At 69.3% G+C, this 16996-nt stretch carries 13 protein-coding genes and 1 tRNA gene; 5 read left to right on the top strand and 9 right to left on the bottom strand.

From position 1 onward, the window contains the following. Positions 1 to 8 precede the first annotated feature (8 nt). From hrpA to IE263_RS03285, 3 genes are all read left to right on the top strand, one after another. Positions 9 to 3953, top strand: a complete 3945-nt coding sequence (gene hrpA / locus IE263_RS03295) for an ATP-dependent RNA helicase HrpA (protein ID WP_189931911.1) — start codon at positions 9 to 11, stop codon at positions 3951 to 3953. Between the two features lie 94 nt (positions 3954 to 4047). Further along, positions 4048 to 4122: transfer RNA gene (locus IE263_RS03290), tRNA-Asp, on the top strand. Positions 4123 to 4485: 363 nt separating this feature from the next. Next, positions 4486 to 4677: a DUF6274 family protein gene (locus IE263_RS03285; RefSeq protein ID WP_189931909.1), complete on the top strand. Its 192-nt coding sequence runs from the start codon at positions 4486 to 4488 to the stop codon at positions 4675 to 4677. A gap of 473 nt (positions 4678 to 5150) precedes the next feature. Here the strand turns inward: IE263_RS03285 and bldC are convergent, their stop codons facing one another. Both bldC and IE263_RS03275 read right to left on the bottom strand, forming a co-directional pair. Then, a complete protein-coding gene (gene bldC / locus IE263_RS03280; RefSeq protein WP_003949541.1) occupies positions 5151 to 5357 on the bottom strand; it encodes a developmental transcriptional regulator BldC in 207 nt (68 codons plus the stop codon). Positions 5358 to 5915: 558 nt separating this feature from the next. Then, a complete protein-coding gene (locus IE263_RS03275; RefSeq protein WP_189931907.1) occupies positions 5916 to 6758 on the bottom strand; it encodes a DUF8083 family protein in 843 nt (280 codons plus the stop codon). A 221-nt stretch (positions 6759 to 6979) separates the two neighbouring features. Here IE263_RS03275 and IE263_RS03270 point away from each other — a divergent pair, with 221 nt between their 5' ends. Both IE263_RS03270 and IE263_RS03265 read left to right on the top strand, forming a co-directional pair. Next, positions 6980 to 8074 (top strand): Leu/Phe/Val dehydrogenase, encoded by a 1095-nt coding sequence (locus tag IE263_RS03270; protein WP_189931905.1) that lies wholly within the window; start codon positions 6980 to 6982, stop codon positions 8072 to 8074. A 338-nt stretch (positions 8075 to 8412) separates the two neighbouring features. After that, positions 8413 to 8661, top strand: a complete 249-nt coding sequence (locus tag IE263_RS03265) for a DUF3073 domain-containing protein (protein WP_189931904.1) — start codon at positions 8413 to 8415, stop codon at positions 8659 to 8661. Between the two features lie 68 nt (positions 8662 to 8729). Here IE263_RS03265 and purM read toward each other — a convergent pair whose 3' ends face one another. The 7 genes from purM to purS all read right to left on the bottom strand — a co-directional run bounded on the left by purM (position 8730) and on the right by purS (position 16943). Further along, entirely contained in the window at positions 8730 to 9842 is a 1113-nt protein-coding gene (gene purM, locus IE263_RS03260; RefSeq protein ID WP_189931903.1) for a phosphoribosylformylglycinamidine cyclo-ligase, read from the bottom strand. 37 nt (positions 9843 to 9879) lie between these two features. Beyond that, positions 9880 to 11406 (bottom strand): amidophosphoribosyltransferase, encoded by a 1527-nt coding sequence (gene purF / locus IE263_RS03255; protein WP_189931902.1) that lies wholly within the window; start codon positions 11404 to 11406, stop codon positions 9880 to 9882. A 252-nt stretch (positions 11407 to 11658) separates the two neighbouring features. Continuing rightward, a complete protein-coding gene (locus IE263_RS03250) occupies positions 11659 to 12096 on the bottom strand; it encodes an META domain-containing protein (protein WP_229910771.1) in 438 nt (145 codons plus the stop codon). A gap of 111 nt (positions 12097 to 12207) precedes the next feature. Continuing rightward, positions 12208 to 13005, bottom strand: coding sequence for a maleylpyruvate isomerase family mycothiol-dependent enzyme (locus tag IE263_RS03245; protein ID WP_189931900.1), 798 nt, complete (start codon positions 13003 to 13005; stop codon positions 12208 to 12210). Between the two features lie 718 nt (positions 13006 to 13723). Further along, on the bottom strand, positions 13724 to 15982 hold the full coding sequence (purL, locus tag IE263_RS03240; protein ID WP_189931899.1) for a phosphoribosylformylglycinamidine synthase subunit PurL: 2259 nt from the start codon (positions 15980 to 15982) through the stop codon (positions 13724 to 13726). Continuing rightward, positions 15979 to 16683, bottom strand: coding sequence for a phosphoribosylformylglycinamidine synthase subunit PurQ (gene purQ / locus IE263_RS03235; RefSeq protein WP_189931897.1), 705 nt, complete (start codon positions 16681 to 16683; stop codon positions 15979 to 15981). Before purQ ends, purL begins: the two co-directional genes overlap by 4 nt. Then, positions 16680 to 16943, bottom strand: coding sequence for a phosphoribosylformylglycinamidine synthase subunit PurS (purS, locus tag IE263_RS03230; protein ID WP_015659417.1), 264 nt, complete (start codon positions 16941 to 16943; stop codon positions 16680 to 16682). Before purS ends, purQ begins: the two co-directional genes overlap by 4 nt. Positions 16944 to 16996 lie beyond the last annotated feature (53 nt).

The following is a 16996-nucleotide window of genomic DNA, read 5'->3' as shown; positions in this document are numbered from 1 at the left end:
GGTCGCGTATGTCTACGCACCCTTCCCCCGCCCTCGGCGCCCTCGCCCCCCGCCTGGCCGAGCTGTCCCTGCGTGATGCGCATCGGCTCGGGCGCAGGCTCGAAGGTGCGCGCAAGATCCGCAAGCCGGAGGCCCGTGCCGCCGTTCTCGCCGAGATCGAGGCGGAGGTCGCACAGGCCGAGGAGCGGATGGGCGCGCGGCGCACCCGTGTGCCTGCCGTGACCTATCCCGAGCAGCTCCCGGTCAGCCAGAAGAAGGACGACATCGCGGACGCCATCCGTGATCACCAGGTCGTCATCGTCGCAGGTGAGACCGGGTCCGGCAAGACCACCCAGATCCCGAAGATCTGTCTGGAGCTGGGGCGGGGTGTCCAGGGCATGATCGGGCACACCCAGCCCCGTCGTATCGCCGCCCGTACCGTCGCCGAGCGCGTCGCCGAGGAGCTGAAGACGCCGCTCGGGGAGACCGTCGGCTGGAAGGTGCGGTTCACCGACCAGGTGAACCCGGACGCGACCTTCGTGAAGCTGATGACGGACGGCATCCTGCTCGCGGAGATCCAGACCGACCGCGAGCTGCGCGCCTACGACACGATCATCATCGACGAGGCCCACGAGCGGTCCCTCAACATCGACTTCCTGCTGGGCTATCTCGCCCAGCTGCTGCCGCGCAGGCCCGACCTCAAGGTCGTCATCACCTCCGCGACCATCGACCCCGAGCGTTTCTCCCGGCACTTCGGCGACGCCCCGATCATCGAGGTCAGCGGCCGGACGTACCCCGTCGAGGTGCGGTACCGCCCGCTCCTCGAGGAGGACTCCGAGGACGCCGACCGGGACCAGATCACCGCGATCACGGACGCCGTAGAGGAGCTGATGGGGGAGGGGCAGGGCGACATCCTCGTCTTCCTCTCCGGTGAGCGGGAGATCCGGGACACCGCCGACGCGCTGGAGAAGAAGAAGTATCGCTTCACGGAAGTGCTTCCCCTCTACGCCCGGCTCTCGCACGCCGAGCAGCATCGCGTCTTCCAGCCGCACACCGGGCGCAGGATCGTTCTGGCGACCAACGTCGCCGAGACCTCGCTGACCGTCCCGGGCATCAAGTACGTCATCGACCCCGGCTTCGCCCGTATCAGCCGGTACAGCCACCGCACCAAGGTGCAGCGGCTCCCCATCGAGCCGATCTCGCAGGCCAGCGCCAACCAGCGCAAGGGCCGCTGCGGCCGTACGTCCGACGGCATCTGCATCCGGCTGTACAGCGAGGACGACTTCCTCGCCCGCCCGGAGTTCACGGACGCGGAGATCCTCCGGACGAACCTCGCCTCCGTCATCCTGCAGATGACCGCGGCCGGCCTCGGCGACATCGAGAAGTTCCCCTTCATCGACCCGCCGGACCACCGCAACATCCGCGACGGCGTCCAGCTCCTCCAGGAGCTGAACGCGCTGGACCCGGCGCAGAAGGACCCGCGCAAGCGGCTCACGGAGACCGGCCGCAAGCTGGCCCAGCTGCCCGTCGACCCCCGCCTCGCCCGGATGGTCCTGGAGGCCGACAAGAACGGCTGTGTCCGCGAGGTCATGGTCATAGCCGCAGCGCTGTCCATCCAGGACCCGCGCGAACGCCCGGCCGACAAGCAGACCCAGGCCGACCAGCAGCACGCCCGCTTCAAGGACGAGACCAGCGACTTCCTCGCCTACCTCAACCTGTGGCGGTACGTCCGTGAGCAGCAGCGCGAGCGCGGCTCGTCGTCCTTCCGCCGGATGTGCAAGCAGGAGTACCTCAACTTCCTGCGCATCCGCGAATGGCAGGACATCTACACGCAACTCCGTACCGTCGCCAAGCAGATGGGCATCCACCTCAACGAGCAGGACGCCTCCGCCGACAGCATCCACACCTCCCTCCTCGCCGGTCTGCTCTCGCACCTCGGCATGAAGGACGTGAAGGACGGCAACAAGAACGAGTACCTCGGCGCCCGCAACGCCAAGTTCGCGATCTTCCCTGGCTCGGCTCTGTTCAAGAAGCAGCCCCGGTTCGTCATGTCGGCGGAGCTGGTGGAGACGAGTCGCCTCTGGGCCCGCGTCAACGCGAAGATCGAGCCCGAGTGGGTCGAACCGCTCGCCGAGCATCTCCTGAAGCGGACGTACAGCGAGCCGCACTGGGAGAAGGACCAGGCGGCGGTGATGGCCTACGAGAAGGTCACGCTGTACGGCGTGCCGATCATCGCCCAGCGGAAGGTGAACTACGGGCGGATCGACCCGGAGACCAGCCGCGAGCTTTTCATTCGCAACGCCCTCGTCGAGGGCGACTGGCGGACGCACCACAAGTTCTTCGCCGACAACCGCAAACTCCTCAGCGAGGTCGAGGAGCTGGAGAACCGCGCCCGGCGCCGGGACATCGTGGTCGACGACGAGACGCTGTTCGACTTCTACGACCAGCGGGTGCCCGAGCACGTCGTGTCCGGCGCCCACTTCGACTCCTGGTGGAAGCGCAAGCGGCACGAGCAGCCCGACTTCCTGGACTTCGAGCGGGAGATGCTCATCCGGGAGTCGGCGGAGGCGGTCACCAAGGCCGACTATCCGGACTCCTGGCGGCAGGGGCCGCTGAAGTTCCGCGTCACCTACCAGTTCGAACCGGGCGCGGACGCGGACGGCGTGACCGTCCACATCCCGCTCCAGGTCCTCAACCAGGTCACGGACGAGGGCTTCGACTGGCAGATCCCGGGCCTGCGGGAAGAGGTCGTCACCGAGCTCATCCGCTCCCTCCCGAAGCCGATCCGCCGCAACTACGTGCCGGCACCGAACTTCGCGAAGCGTTTCCTGGACCAGGCGGTCCCTCTCCAGGAACCGCTGTCCACGGCGATGGCCCGCGAGCTGAAGCGGATGGTCGGCGTCCCCTTCGAGGCCGACGACTTCGACTGGGCGAAGGTCCCCGACCACCTGAAGATCACCTTCCGGATCGTCGACGAGCGGCGCCGCAAGCTGGCCGAGGACAAGGACCTGGAGGCGCTGAAGCTCCAGCTGAAGCCGAAGGCCCGCAAGGCCCTCTCCCAGGCCGCCGCGGCCACCGCCGAGCGCCGGGGCGGTGAGTCTCTGGAGCGCTCGGGCCTGACCGACTGGACGATCGGCTCCCTCACCCGCGTCTTCGAGACACGCCGCGCCGGCCAGCCGGTGAAGGCGTACCCGGCGCTGGTCGACGACGGCGACACGGTCTCCGTACGCCTCTTCGACACCGAGGCGGAGCAGACGGAGGCCATGTGGAAGGGCACCCGTCGGCTGATCCTGCGCAACATCCCGGTCAACCCCGCGAAGTTCGCGTCCGAGAAGCTGACGAACCCCCAGAAGCTCGCCCTGTCCGCGAATCCGCACGGTTCGATCCAGGCGCTGTTCGACGACTGCGCGATGGCCGCGGCGGACAAGCTGATCGGCGACTTCGGCGGACCGGCGTGGGACGAGGAGTCGTACCGGAAGCTGTACGACAAGGTGCGCGCCGAGATCGTCGACACGACCGTGCGGACGGTCGGCCAGGTGCAGCAGGTGCTGGCCGCCTGGCAGGCCTGTGAACGCCGCCTGAAGGCCGTACGCAGCCCCGCGCTGCTGGCCAACCTCACGGACGTACGCAAGCAGCTGGACGCGCTCGTACGGCCGGGCTTCGTGACGCAGGCGGGGCTGCGCCGGCTGCCGGACCTGATGCGGTACCTGGTGGCCGCGGACCGGCGTCTGCAGCAGATGCCGACCAGCGTCCAGCGGGACACCACCCGCATGGAGAAGGTCCACGAGATGCAGGACGAGTACGCGTGGCTGCTGGAGCAGCTGCCCCAGGGCCGCCCCGTCCCCTCCTCCGTCCTCGAGATCCGCTGGATGATCGAGGAGCTCCGGGTCAGCTATTTCGCCCACGCGTTGGGCACGGCGTACCCCGTCTCCGACAAGCGGATCGTGAAGGCGATCGACGCGGCCGTGCCGTGACGCATCCTGCACGGAGGGTGAGTTCGACCAAGGGCCCACCCTCCTGTACAGTCTCTTCTCGCAGCACAACGCACCAGCAAGTGCCGCGAAACCTGGTCCTGTGGAGCAGTTTGGAGTGCTCGCCACCCTGTCAAGGTGGAGGCCGCGGGTTCAAATCCCGTCAGGACCGCACAGAGTGAGAGCCCGGGTCTTCGGACCCGGGCTCTTCGCATACCCGCACCACCCCGTCACCCTTCCACCCCGCCAAGACGGGGGCCGCGCCCGCGGCGCAGCCGGATCCGTGGCGCGTCTCCACGCCGGTCAGCACGATCCGCCCGTCTGGGGGCACCCCCTCTGGGGGAGTTCGAGGACGAGCCCCGTTCAGGGCCGAAGCGGGGTCTGGGGCGGCAGCCCCCAGGAGACGGTCGCACCGGTGCCGGCGTCGGCATCGGTGCGACCGGCACAGCCCCCGCTCTCTTGACGGCGTCACATTCCCTCGGTACCCCAGAGTTCAGGGCCCCGTTCCCTGCGTGGGCCCTCTTGGAGGTGGCGTATGGCGGCATCGGCTAGGCACGAGACGCGGGCGCTGCTCCGCGCGCATCTGTCGGCCGCGTCGTCCTATCGGCATGTGACCCGCCACTGCCCGATCTGCCACCGTCTGCTGCGGCTGGCGATGGACGGCGCTCCACGGGGCGCACAGGGCCCGGAGAAGACCGTCGAGGACGAGAGCCCCTCGGCGCCGTGACCGTCGGCCGCGTCAACAGCCGTACCGGCGGGGGACGATGGAGCGGCGGGAGCAAGCGCTTCCTATAACTCACATGCGCCAGTGGCAACAAGGCCAGTGGCATGTGACGGGAGTCACGGCATGAGTTTCCGGAGCATGGGTTCTTACCAGGCTCCTACAACTGGTCAATTTAATATGTGCAATTGCACCACTCCGTGCACCACTCCGCCGGATGTCCGGAGGGCGCCTCCCGGAACCCCCCGCAACTCTCCCAGAGACTCCCCAGACTCTGACAAGGCCGCTCACAGAGCGACCCGCTAGACAGGTCCCGGCGCACAAAAAAGATCGCGCTGGACCCGGCGGAGTCCAGCGCGATCGACGACGCACCGTGTGGGCAACGGGCCTGTTGGGGCAGGACCCGCGTCGTTTGGAGCTAGGGTTCGGGCGTTTCGACAGGTTGGGGGACCTGGCGTTCTGCCCGGTTATTCAGTTGTTCAGGCCTCGCTGCGCTGCTGCGGAATGCCCGCCAGCAGGGCACGAACCTCGGCCTCGCGGTAACGGCGGTGCCCGCCGAGCGTACGGATCGACGTGAGCTTGCCGGCCTTCGCCCACCGCGTGACCGTCTTCGGGTCCACGCGGAACATGGTGGCGACCTCAGCCGGGGTCAGCAGCGGCTCAGCATCAGGGGTGCGAGCGGTCATGAGCGGCCTCCTCGGGAGAACCGAACCTTCTCGGTTCTTTCCTCTAAATTCTGCACCTTGACCCGCGTTGCCCGAAATGGCGGACGCGGGCCGAGTCGGTTATAGGACGAACGGCTTGTCCTCGGCACTACAACTACACCATCTGTCCAGCCGCGTCGGCCAAACCGATGGAATTGCCCCCCAGGTGTTCATCGGCGACGGAAGCCGATGGACCATGCCATAGCGGACAGTCACGCCAGTGTGACGATCAGTCACACGGGCGATCAGGAGTCACCAGACCCCCCAAAGCGTGCAATGCTGAGATTCCCCCCACGATGGAGCACAAGTGGACGGATGGAGCCCTCCCCGGACTCCTTGTCCTATTTTGGCACGAGGAGGGGCAAGCGACGCAAGGGCCGCGTACGTGCGGTCCGTCACCCTTGCGACTCTTGAGCCATAAGCCCGGATCGGGACCTACATCCCGTCACTTCCGTGAAGTGGGTAGACCGTACGCTGTTCGACATCTTTGTGGCCGTGACGTACGTCACTAAGGACACGCTTGTCGCATCTGTCACACCGTCAGTTCGCCGAGCGCCGGTCCCGTACCGACCGCCACCGCTCCACGAGCCGGGCGTACGCCTCCCCCGCCGCGCTCCCGTCGCCGCGGCGCAGGGCGTCGATCCCCTCGGCGACGTCCGCCGCCGAGTGATCGCTCTCCAGGTCGCCGGCCGGGAGGGCGTGCACGAGGCCGCCGTAGTCCAACTCGACCAGGGACCGCGGGTGGAACTCCTCCAGCCAGCGCCCCACGTCCACCAGGCCGTCGATGAGCGGCCCCTCGTCCATGGCGTCCTTGAGCGCGCGCAGGCCCCGGGCCACGCGGCGCCGCGCCTGCACCATCGGGGTGCGGTAGCGCAGCACCGGGGGCAGCTCAGCGGTCCCCTTGTCCCACTCGCGCTCCTCGTCGGAGACGAGCACGAACCAGTTGAGCGGGACCTGCCAGGCCGCCGAACGGATCCAGGGCCGGGCGTCGGGGTTGCGGGCCAGCCAGCGCTCGTAGTCCTGGGCCGCCTGGAGGCGGACCACGGGAGGCAGGACGGCGTCCAGCACCGGACCCGGCAGTTCGTCGCCCAGCTCCCCCAGGGCCTGCCAGCCACGCAGCCGGGTCCGCCAGGGGCACACGCACAGCACGCCGTTCACCTCGAGCACGAACGCGTCGCCGCTCTCGTGGACCGGCACCGCGACCGGCGGGGTGGGCAACAGGTCGGCCAGCGAGCGGCGCAGCTCGTCCTGGTAGGAGGGGCGGTCGGGGCGGAGGGCGTAGCGCGCCCAGTGGTTGCGCTCCGGCTCGGGAAAGGCGGCCAGCGGCTCGTACACGCGCAGATAGGCCGCGTATGGAACGATCACCGAGGACACCTGGGGCACGCCTGCTCCCTCCCCTTTCGGCCGAACGGGAAACCTTCCGGACCCGCTCCTGGAGGGGCCGGAAAACATGCAAATCGTCCCACGCGCGTACTCCGGGAGAAGGTGATCCCGAACACCTCCCGATCGACGGCGCCCGCAGGCTCTACGCTCATCCCACGGGCCCCGCCACCCGTACGGGAGCCCGCGTCCCGACCGCCGCCAGTTACCCAGGAGTCACCACCGTGACCGACGTATCAAACGGCGTCCTGCACACCCTGTTCCACTCGGACCAGGGAGGTCACGAGCAAGTCGTGCTCTGCCAGGACCGCGCCAGCGGCCTCAAGGCCGTCATCGCCCTCCACTCCACCGCCCTGGGCCCCGCGCTCGGCGGTACCCGCTTCTACCCCTACGCGACCGAGGAGGAGGCCGTCGCCGACGCCCTGAACCTCGCGCGCGGGATGTCGTACAAGAACGCCATGGCCGGTCTGGACCACGGCGGCGGCAAGGCTGTGATCATCGGTGACCCCGACGTGATCAAGACCGAGAAGCTGCTGCTCGCGTACGGCCGTTTCGTGGCCTCGCTCGGCGGGCGGTACGTGACCGCCTGCGACGTCGGCACCTACGTGGCCGACATGGACGTCGTGGCACGCGAGTGCCGCTGGACGACCGGGCGCTCGCCGGAGAACGGCGGCGCGGGGGACTCGTCGGTCCTGACCGCCTTCGGCGTCTACCAGGGCATGCGGGCCAGCGCCCAGCACCTGTGGGGCGACCCCTCGCTGCGCGGCCGCAGGGTCGGCATCGCGGGCGTCGGCAAGGTCGGCCGCCACCTGGTGGAGCACCTGCGGGACGAGGGCGCCGAGGTCGTGATCACGGACGTGCGCGCGGACGCCGTACGCCGGATCCTCGACCGGCACCCTGAGGGCGTGACGGCCGTCGCGGACACCGAGGCGCTGATCCGGGTCGACGGGCTCGACATCTACGCCCCCTGCGCGCTGGGCGGGGCGCTGAACGACGACTCCGTGCCGGTGCTGACCGCAAGAATCGTGTGCGGCGCGGCCAACAACCAGCTCGCGCACCCGGGCGTCGAGAAGGACCTCGCCGACCGCGGGATCCTCTACGCGCCGGACTACGTGGTGAACGCCGGCGGGGTCATCCAGGTCGCCGACGAGCTGCACGGCTTCGACTTCGACCGGTGCAAGGCGAAGGCCGCGAAGATCTTCGACACCACGCTCGCAATCTTCGCACGTGCGAAGGAGGACGGGATTCCGCCGGCCGCGGCGGCCGACCGGATCGCCGAGCAGCGAATGCACGAGGCGGCGCAGGCGCGGGGGTGGTGACAGGGAGGGCAGGCTTCCGCTGAGGCTCGAAAACGCCCCGCTCTCATCTCGGTCGCTGATTTGTTCGGTACCAGTCGGTGGAAAGTTAGAGAGAACTCTCACTCTTCCCGGCGGGTCGTCCGCCGATAAGTGGTTAAAATCGCCACTGACCAGCGAGGACGGGGCGCCTCGAAGGTTCTGCGCACACGCGCGTCCTACGGGCGACGTACCGTATGGGTGCGGGCTCAGGTACCGTGGAAGCCCTACGGACCGGCCTCTCTGCGGAGAGTCCGTTCCGGATCATGAACGCGTGTCAAGACTCTGGGGCCGTCGAGCCCCGTCGTTGAGGGGGTCGAGCCATGGGGCGCGGCCGGGCCAAGGCCAAGCAAGCGAAGGTCGCCCGCCAGCTGAAGTACAACAGCGGCGGGACGGACCTCTCACGCCTGGCCGAAGAGCTGGGCGCATCGACGTCGAACATGCCGCCGAATGGCGAGCCGTTCGAGGACGATGAGCAAGACGACGACCTCTACAGCCGGTACGCCGATCTGTACGAGGACGACGAGGACGAGGACGAGGACTCCTCGCAACAACACCGTCGCGGCGCTTGACCTTGCACTGAGCACTCACCCGGTCGGTGACTTCGGTCACCGACCGGGTCTTGTGCTGCCTGCAGGGTTCAGCCGGCGTAGTCCCCGACCAGAGTCGCTCCGGTGGTGTGCTCGCCGCGCTCGGTGATCTCACCGGCGACCCAGGCGTCGACCCCGCGGTCGGCCAGGGTCGCCAGGGCCACGTGCGTCGACCCCTCCGGGACGATCGCGATCATGCCGACGCCCATGTTGAGGGTCTTCTCCAGCTCCAGTCGCTCGACGTCGCCGGTCCTGCCGACGAGGTCGAAGACCGGGGCGGGGGTCCAGGTGGAGCGGTCGACGGTCGCGTGCAGTCCGTCGGGGACGACCCGGGCGAGGTTGGCCGCGAGTCCGCCGCCGGTGATGTGGCTGAAGGCGTGCACCTCGGTGGTGCGGGTCAGGGCCAGGCAGTCCAGCGAGTAGATCTTGGTCGGCTCCAGGAGCTCCTCGCCGAGGGTGCGGCCAAGTTCCTCGATGTGTGCGTCGAGAGAGAGGCCGGCCTGGTTCAGCAGGACGTGCCGGACGAGGGAGTACCCGTTCGAGTGAAGGCCGGAGGACGCCATGGCGATCACCGTGTCACCCGTACGGATGCGATCCGCGCCCAGCAGGCGGTCCGCCTCCACCACGCCTGTGCCGGCGCCGGCGACGTCGAAGTCGTCCTCGCCCAGCAGGCCCGGGTGCTCGGCGGTCTCGCCGCCGACCAGGGCGCAGCCGGCCAGGACACAGCCCTCGGCGATGCCCTTGACGATGGCGGCGACGCGCTCGGGGTGGACCTTGCCGACGCAGATGTAGTCGGTCATGAACAGCGGCTCGGCGCCGCACACCACGATGTCGTCCATCACCATGGCGACCAGGTCGTGGCCGATGGTGTCGTAGACGCCGAGCTGACGCGCGATGTCGACCTTGGTGCCGACGCCGTCCGTGGCGGAGGCGAGCAGCGGGCGCTCGTAGCGCTTGAGGGCGGAGGCGTCGAAGAGGCCGGCGAAGCCGCCGAGGCCGCCGAGGACCTCGGGGCGCTGCGTCTTCTTCACCCACTCCTTCATCAGCTCGACCGCGCGGTCGCCCGCTTCGATGTCGACGCCGGCAGCCGCGTAGGAAGCACCGGATCCGGAAATACCGGATGGGCCCGTCGCCGGAGGCGACTGATCTGGCACAGCAGACATTGCCTGGGATCTTTCGGTTGGTGAGTACGTACGAGGCTTACGGGCGGCGGATCGCGTCGGCCGCGGCCGTGGCGGCCGGGCCCGCGGCCAGCTCCGTCTCCAGCAGCTGCTTGCCGAGCAGCTCAGGGTCGGGGAGCTCCATCGGGTACTCGCCGTCGAAGCAGGCGCGGCAGAGGTTCGGCTTGGCGATGGTGGTCGCCTCGATCATGCCGTCGATGGAGATGTAGGCCAGGGAGTCGGCGCCGAGCGAGGTGCCGATCTCGTCGATCGTCATGCCGTTGGCGATGAGCTCGGCGCGGGTGGCGAAGTCGATGCCGAAGAAGCAGGGCCACTTCACGGGCGGCGAGGAGATCCGGATGTGGACCTCGGCGGCGCCCGCCTCGCGGAGCATGCGGACCAGGGCCCGCTGGGTGTTGCCGCGCACGATGGAGTCGTCGACGACGACCAGGCGCTTGCCCTTGATGACTTCCTTCAGCGGGTTCAGCTTCAGGCGGATGCCGAGCTGGCGGATGGTCTGCGAGGGCTGGATGAAGGTCCGGCCGACATACGCGTTCTTGACCAGGCCCGCGCCGAAGGGGATGCCGGAGGCCTCCGCGTAGCCGATGGCGGCCGGGGTGCCGGACTCCGGGGTCGCTATGACCAGGTCGGCCTCGGCCGGGGCCTCCTTCGCCAGGCGGCGGCCCATCTCCACGCGGGAGAGGTACACGTTCCGGCCGGCGATGTCGGTGTCGGGACGGGCCAGGTACACGTACTCGAAGACACAGCCCTTGGGCTTCGCTTCCGCGAATCGGGAGGTGCGCAGGCCGTTCTGGTCGATGGCGACGAACTCGCCCGGCTCGATCTCGCGGACGAAGCTGGCGCCCGTGATGTCGAGGGCGGCGGTCTCGGAGGCGACGACCCAGCCGCGCTCCAGCCGGCCGAGGACCAGCGGGCGGATGCCCTGCGGGTCGCGGGCGGCGTAGAGGGTGTGCTCGTCCATGAAGACGAGGGAGAAGGCGCCGCGGACCTGCGGGAGGACCGTGTGGGCGGCCTCCTCGATGGTCAGGGGCTTGCCGTCCTCGTCGACCTGGGCCGCGAGCAGCGCGGTGAGCAGGTCGGTGTCGTTGGTGGCCGCCACGCGCGGGGTGCGGCCTTCCTGCTTGGGCAGGTCGGCGACCATCTCGGCGAGCTGAGCGGTGTTGACGAGGTTGCCGTTGTGGCCGAGCGCGATCGAGCCGTGCGCGGTGGCGCGGAACGTCGGCTGGGCGTTCTCCCACACGGAGGCGCCGGTGGTCGAGTAGCGGGCGTGTCCGACCGCGATGTGACCCTGGAGCGAACCGAGCGAGGTCTCGTCGAAGACCTGGGAGACCAGGCCCATGTCCTTGAAGACGAGGATCTGGGAGCCGTTGCTGACCGCGATACCCGCGGATTCCTGGCCCCGATGCTGGAGGGCGTAGAGCCCGAAGTACGTGAGCTTTGCGACCTCTTCGCCCGGAGCCCAGACACCGAAGACGCCACAAGCGTCCTGGGGGCCCTTCTCGCCGGGAAGCAGATCGTGATTGAGTCGACCGTCACCACGTGGCACGCCATCGAGTGTAGGCGAGGTCGACCACTGGTCCGAATTGGGGATACTCGCCGGTAACTAAATCAGGGACCGGCCGGATCACCCATGATCCACTCATTCCAGCAGGTCAGAGCGGGATTGGGATGATCCACTCGGCCGTCGGGCGGGCTCTGGACGCGGTCGGCCGGGGACCGGTTGCCGATCCGTGAGTGAGGTGTCGCACATCATTCGGGCCGCTCGGGCGGGTTGCGCCGGGTGTGCGCGGGCGGGGTCTCATGTCCTGCTCAGGCGAACCTGGTTGCCGTCGTCGGTGCTCAGCGTCAGCGTGGTGCCCTTGACCTCGGTGGTGAGGGCACCTTCGGTGAGGGTGCGGGACAGGACGCGTTCGAAGGCCATCGGTGCGTCCTCGCATGCCATCCTGGTCGACCTGACGTCGCTGAGCCGGACGCGGTCGCCCTCGAAGGCGGCGTTGGCGTTGAAGGTGTTGCAGCCATAGGTGCCGGCCGCCTTGCCGTCCTTGATCTCGACGTGTGCCTCGGCGGGAGCACGGTGGGTGGTGCCGTCCACAGTGACGCTGTCGACGTTCCACTTGACGCCGGTGACGGGCTGCTCGGCGCTCACCGACCCGCTCCCTGCCTGCTCGCCGTCCGCCTTCTCGCTGCCGCAGGCCGCCGCGAGGGGGAGGAGAACGACGGCGGCGGTCAGCATCATGCGCTGCGTGTGCCTGGGCCTGTTCCTCTGCCTGTACATGCCGATTCGACGGGGCGGGTGGGGTGGTTGGTTCCACCCGATTCCGGCCCTGCTCCATCCAGCAGCCCCGGCTCAGCTCAGCAGCGGCAGCAGCGCCGTGAGGTCGGCCCGCTCCCCGCTCGCGCTCACCTTCGCGTCCTCGACGGCGTCCTTCCAGGCCAGCCGCCCGGTCGCCAGCCGGACCCAGGTCAGCGGGTCGGTCTCGACGACGTTGGGCGGGGTGCCACGGGTGTGCCGGGGCCCCTCGACACACTGCACGACGGCGTACGGCGGGATGCGCACCTCCGTGGCGCCGCCGGGTGCCTTGACGGCGAGGGCGTCGGCGAGAAGCCGGGTGGCGGCGGCGAGGGCCTGGCGGTCGTACGGGATGTCCAGGCCGGGGACGGCGGCGTTGAGGTCGTCGGTGTGGACGACGAGTTCGACGGTACGGGTGACCAGGTAGTCGTCGAGAGTCAGGGCGCCGGCGCTGGTGGCGAGCAGGCGAGTGCCGGGGTGTTCGGCGAGCGCGGCCGTGAAGCATTGCTCGCGGTCGGTGAGGTGGGCGACGAGGTCCGGGTTCTTCTCGGCGAGCGCGTGGGCGTGGTCGGCGATGGCCGGGGCGTCGGCGCCGATCGCGCCGGGCCAGTCGGCGGGTGTGGCCTCCTGCTTCGCCGGCGCGGGCTCGTCGACCAGCCGGATCACGGCTCCGAGGGACATCCCGACGTGCGCCACGAGGTCCCGCACGGTCCACTCCCCGAGCCGGGTCGGCAGCGCGAGCTGCTCCGGCGTGAGGGTGCCCACCGCCTCCCGTACGTTCCCGAACTGTGCCCGCACCGCGGTGCGGGTCCTGGCCGGGTCATAGGTCCGGGTGCGCTTCTTTGTCGGGGCCATGGCGTGAGCCTAGTTCGCGCGGAAGGCGGAGCCGGAGGGGAATTCCAGGTCCGTGCAGCCGCGGCGGGCGGCGACGTCGGTGACATAGGCCCGGAAGAGCCGTTCGAAGTGCGGGGCTGCGCGCAGGGAGAGGGAGCTGTAGCCGTAGTGCAGGCGCAGGACGTGGACGGCGGGCTCGCCGGCGCAGACGGAGGTGGCCCACCACTGGCCGGTGTGCCCGTGGCGGCCGGCGGTGCCCGGGGAGAGGGGCGCGTCGGCGGCCTTGGTGGAGCCTGTGGAGCCGAAGTAGACGTTCGGGGTGTCCTGGTCGTAGAAGGTCTGGACGTCGGCCCACCATGCCTCGTAGGGGTCGTCGGTGGGTGCGTCGTCCGGGCCGACGTTCTCCGTGCCGGCGTATTCCGTGTCGAAGAGGGTGCGGGCCCTGTCGGTGGTCAGCCGCAGGGCGCACCGCTCACGGAAGACGTGTGGGTCGGCCGGGGCATCCAGCGCCTCGTCGGGCAGCCAGAGCTGCTCGGAGGCGGGGGACTCCAGGCGCGCGTACCAGGCGCAGGTGCCGTCGGCCGCGCACCCGGCTCCCCCATCCCCCGATGAATGCCGCCGACGTTAACAGCCGCCTCTGACAGCGCGGCCGAGGGCGTCCGTCTCGCCACACGACCTCGACACGTGTGAAGGCCCCGCCCGTCGGAACGGGCGGGGCCTTCGTCGTTTTTACGGCCGACTACGCGAGCAGCGCCGGGATGGTCTCCTCGTGGGCCGTGCGCAGCTCCTCCAGGGACAGCTCGAACTCGCCCTGGAGCTCCACCGTCTCGCCGTCGACGACGCCGATGCGGGTGGCCGGGAGGTCGCGCGCACCGCACATGTCGTTGAAGCGGACCTCCTCCGAGCGCGGGACGGCGACGACAGCGCGGCCGGCCGACTCGGAGAAGAGGAGGGTGAAGGCGTCCAGACCGTCCGGAACGACCAGGCGGGCGCCCTTGCCGCCGAGCAGGGCCGACTCGACGACCGCCTGGATCAGACCGCCGTCGGACAGGTCGTGCGCGGAGTCGATCATGCCGTCGCGGGAGGCGGAGATCAGGATCTCGGCCAGCAGGCGCTCGCGCTCCAGGTCGACCTTCGGGGGCAGGCCGCCGAGGTGGTCGTGGATCACCTGGGACCACGCCGAGCCGCCGAACTCCTCGCGTGTGTCACCGAGGAGGTACAGCAGCTGGCCCTCCTCCTGGAAGGCGACCGGCGTACGCCGGGCCACGTCGTCGATGACGCCGAGGACCGCGACGACCGGGGTCGGGTGGATGGCCGCCTCGCCCGTCTGGTTGTAGAGCGAGACGTTGCCGCCGGTCACCGGAGTGCCGAGCTGCAGGCAGGCGTCGGCCAGGCCGCGCACCGCCTCCGCGAACTGCCACATCACCGCCGGGTCCTCGGGCGAGCCGAAGTTCAGGCAGTCGGAGACGGCGAGCGGCTTGGCACCGGTCGTCGCCACGTTCCGGTAGGCCTCGGCGAGGGCCAGCTGCGCGCCCGCGTACGGGTCCAGCTTGGCGTACCGGCCGTTGCCGTCCGTCGCGATGGCGACGCCGAGGCCGGTCTTCTCGTCGATGCGGATCATGCCCGAGTCCTCGGGCTGGGCCAGCACCGTGTTGCCCTGCACGAAGTGGTCGTACTGGGACGTGATCCACTTCTTGGAGGCCTGGTTGGGGGAGCCCACCAGCTTCAGGACCTGGTCCTTCAGCTCCTCGGAGCTCTGGGGACGCGGGAGCTTGTTCGCGTCGTCCGCCTGGAGGGTGTCCTGCCAGGACGGGCGGGCGTACGGGCGCTCGTAGACCGGGCCCTCGTGCGCCACGGTCCGCGGGTCGACGTCGACGATCTTGCCGCCGTGCCAGTAGATCTCCAGGCGGTCGCCGTCGGTCACCTCACCGATGACGGTGGCGATGACGTCCCACTTGTCGCAGATCTCGAGGAAGCGGTCGACCTTCCCGGGCTCGACGACCGCGCACATGCGCTCCTGCGACTCGCTCATGAGGATCTCCTCAGGAGACAGGGTCGAGTCGCGCAGGGGTACGTCGTCGAGCGTGACGCGCATGCCGCCCGAGCCGTTCGACGCCAGCTCGCTCGTCGCGCAGGACAGGCCCGCCGCGCCGAGGTCCTGGATGCCGACGACCAGCTTCTCCTTGAAGGCCTCCAGGGTGCACTCGATGAGGAGCTTCTCCTGGAAGGGGTCGCCGACCTGGACGGCCGGGCGCTTGGAGGGCTTCGCGTCGTCGAAGGTCTCGGAGGCGAGGATCGACGCGCCGCCGATGCCGTCGCCGCCGGTGCGGGCGCCGTACAGGATGACCTTGTTGCCCGCGCCGGACGCCTTGGCGAGGTGGATGTCCTCGTGCCGCATGACGCCGATGGCACCGGCGTTGACCAGCGGGTTGCCCTGGTAGCAGGCGTCGAAGACGACCTCGCCGCCGATGTTCGGCAGGCCGAGGCAGTTGCCGTAGCCGCCGATGCCGGCGACGACGCCCGGGAGGACGCGCTTGGTGTCGGGGTGGTCGGCCGCGCCGAAGCGCAGCGGGTCCACGACCGCGACCGGGCGCGCGCCCATCGCGATGATGTCGCGGACGATGCCGCCGACGCCCGTGGCCGCGCCCTGGTAGGGCTCGACGTAGGAGGGGTGGTTGTGCGACTCGACCTTGAAGGTCACGGCGTAACCCTGGCCGACGTCCACCACGCCCGCGTTCTCGCCGATGCCCACGAGCATCGCGTCGCTCTGCGGGGCCTTCTCGCCGAACTGGCGCAGGTGCACCTTCGACGACTTGTACGAGCAGTGCTCGGACCACATGACGGAGTACATGGCGAGCTCGGCACCGGTGGGCCGGCGGCCGAGGATCTCGACCACGCGCTCGTACTCGTCCTTCTTCAGGCCGAGTTCGGCCCAGGGCAGCTCGACGTCGGGGGTCGCGGCCGCGTGCTCGACCGTGTCCAGAGGCGTCCGGCTCATGCGTTGACCAGCTTCTTGAGGATCGAGGTGAAGAAGGGGAGGCCGTCGGTGCGGCCGGTGCCGATGAGCGGCTCCACGGCGTGCTCCGGGTGCGGCATCAGGCCTACGACGTTGCCGGCCTCGTTGGTGATGCCGGCGATGTCGCGGAGGCTGCCGTTGGGGTTGCCGTATCCATCAGCGGCTTCGCCGCGGGCGATGTACCGGAAGGCGACCCGGCCCTCGGCTTCCAGCTTGTCCAGCGTGTACTGGTCGGCGACGTAGCGGCCGTCCATGTTCTTGAGCGGGATGCTGATCTCCTGACCCTGCTCATAGTCGCTGGTCCACAAGGTGCCGGCGTTCTCCACCCGCAGCTTCTGGTCCTTGCAGATGAAGTGGAGATGGTCGTTGCCGAGCATCGCACCCGGGAGGAGGTGGGCCTCGGTGAGGATCTGGAAGCCGTTGCAGATGCCGAGGACCGGAAGGCCGGCCTTCGCCTGCTCGATGAGGGGTTCCATCACCGGCGAGAAGCGGGCGATGGCACCGGCCCGCAGATAGTCGCCGTAGGAGAAACCACCGCACAGCACCACGGCGTCGACCTGGTGGAGGTCCTTGTCCTTGTGCCAGAGGGCGACCGGTTCTGCGCCCGCGAGGCGGATCGCGCGCTGGGTGTCCCGGTCGTCGAGGCTGCCCGGGAAAGTGACGACGCCAATACGAGCGGTCACTTCGCGGCCTCCGCGACTTCCTCCACCTTGACGGTGAAGTCCTCGATCACGGTGTTGGCGAGGAAGGATTCCGCAAGATCGTGGATGCGGGCGAGCGCGGCCTCGTCGACCGGACCGTCAACTTCCAGTTCGAATCGCTTTCCCTGACGTACGTCGGAGATGCCTTCGAAACCCAGCCGCGGCAGCGCGCGCTGCACCGCCTGGCCCTGGGGGTCGAGGATCTCCGGCTTGAGCATGACGTCGACTACGACGCGTGCCACTGGCACTCCCGGTGTTGTGGTGCTGAGCAGGTCCCTGCAGGTGTCTTCAGACT

The sequence above is a fragment of the Streptomyces aurantiogriseus genome (assembly GCF_014649375.1).
Taxonomy (GTDB): domain Bacteria; phylum Actinomycetota; class Actinomycetes; order Streptomycetales; family Streptomycetaceae; genus Streptomyces; species Streptomyces aurantiogriseus.
The sequence above is the reverse complement of the archived record's forward strand: the minus strand, read 5'-3'. Positions and strand labels throughout refer to the sequence as shown.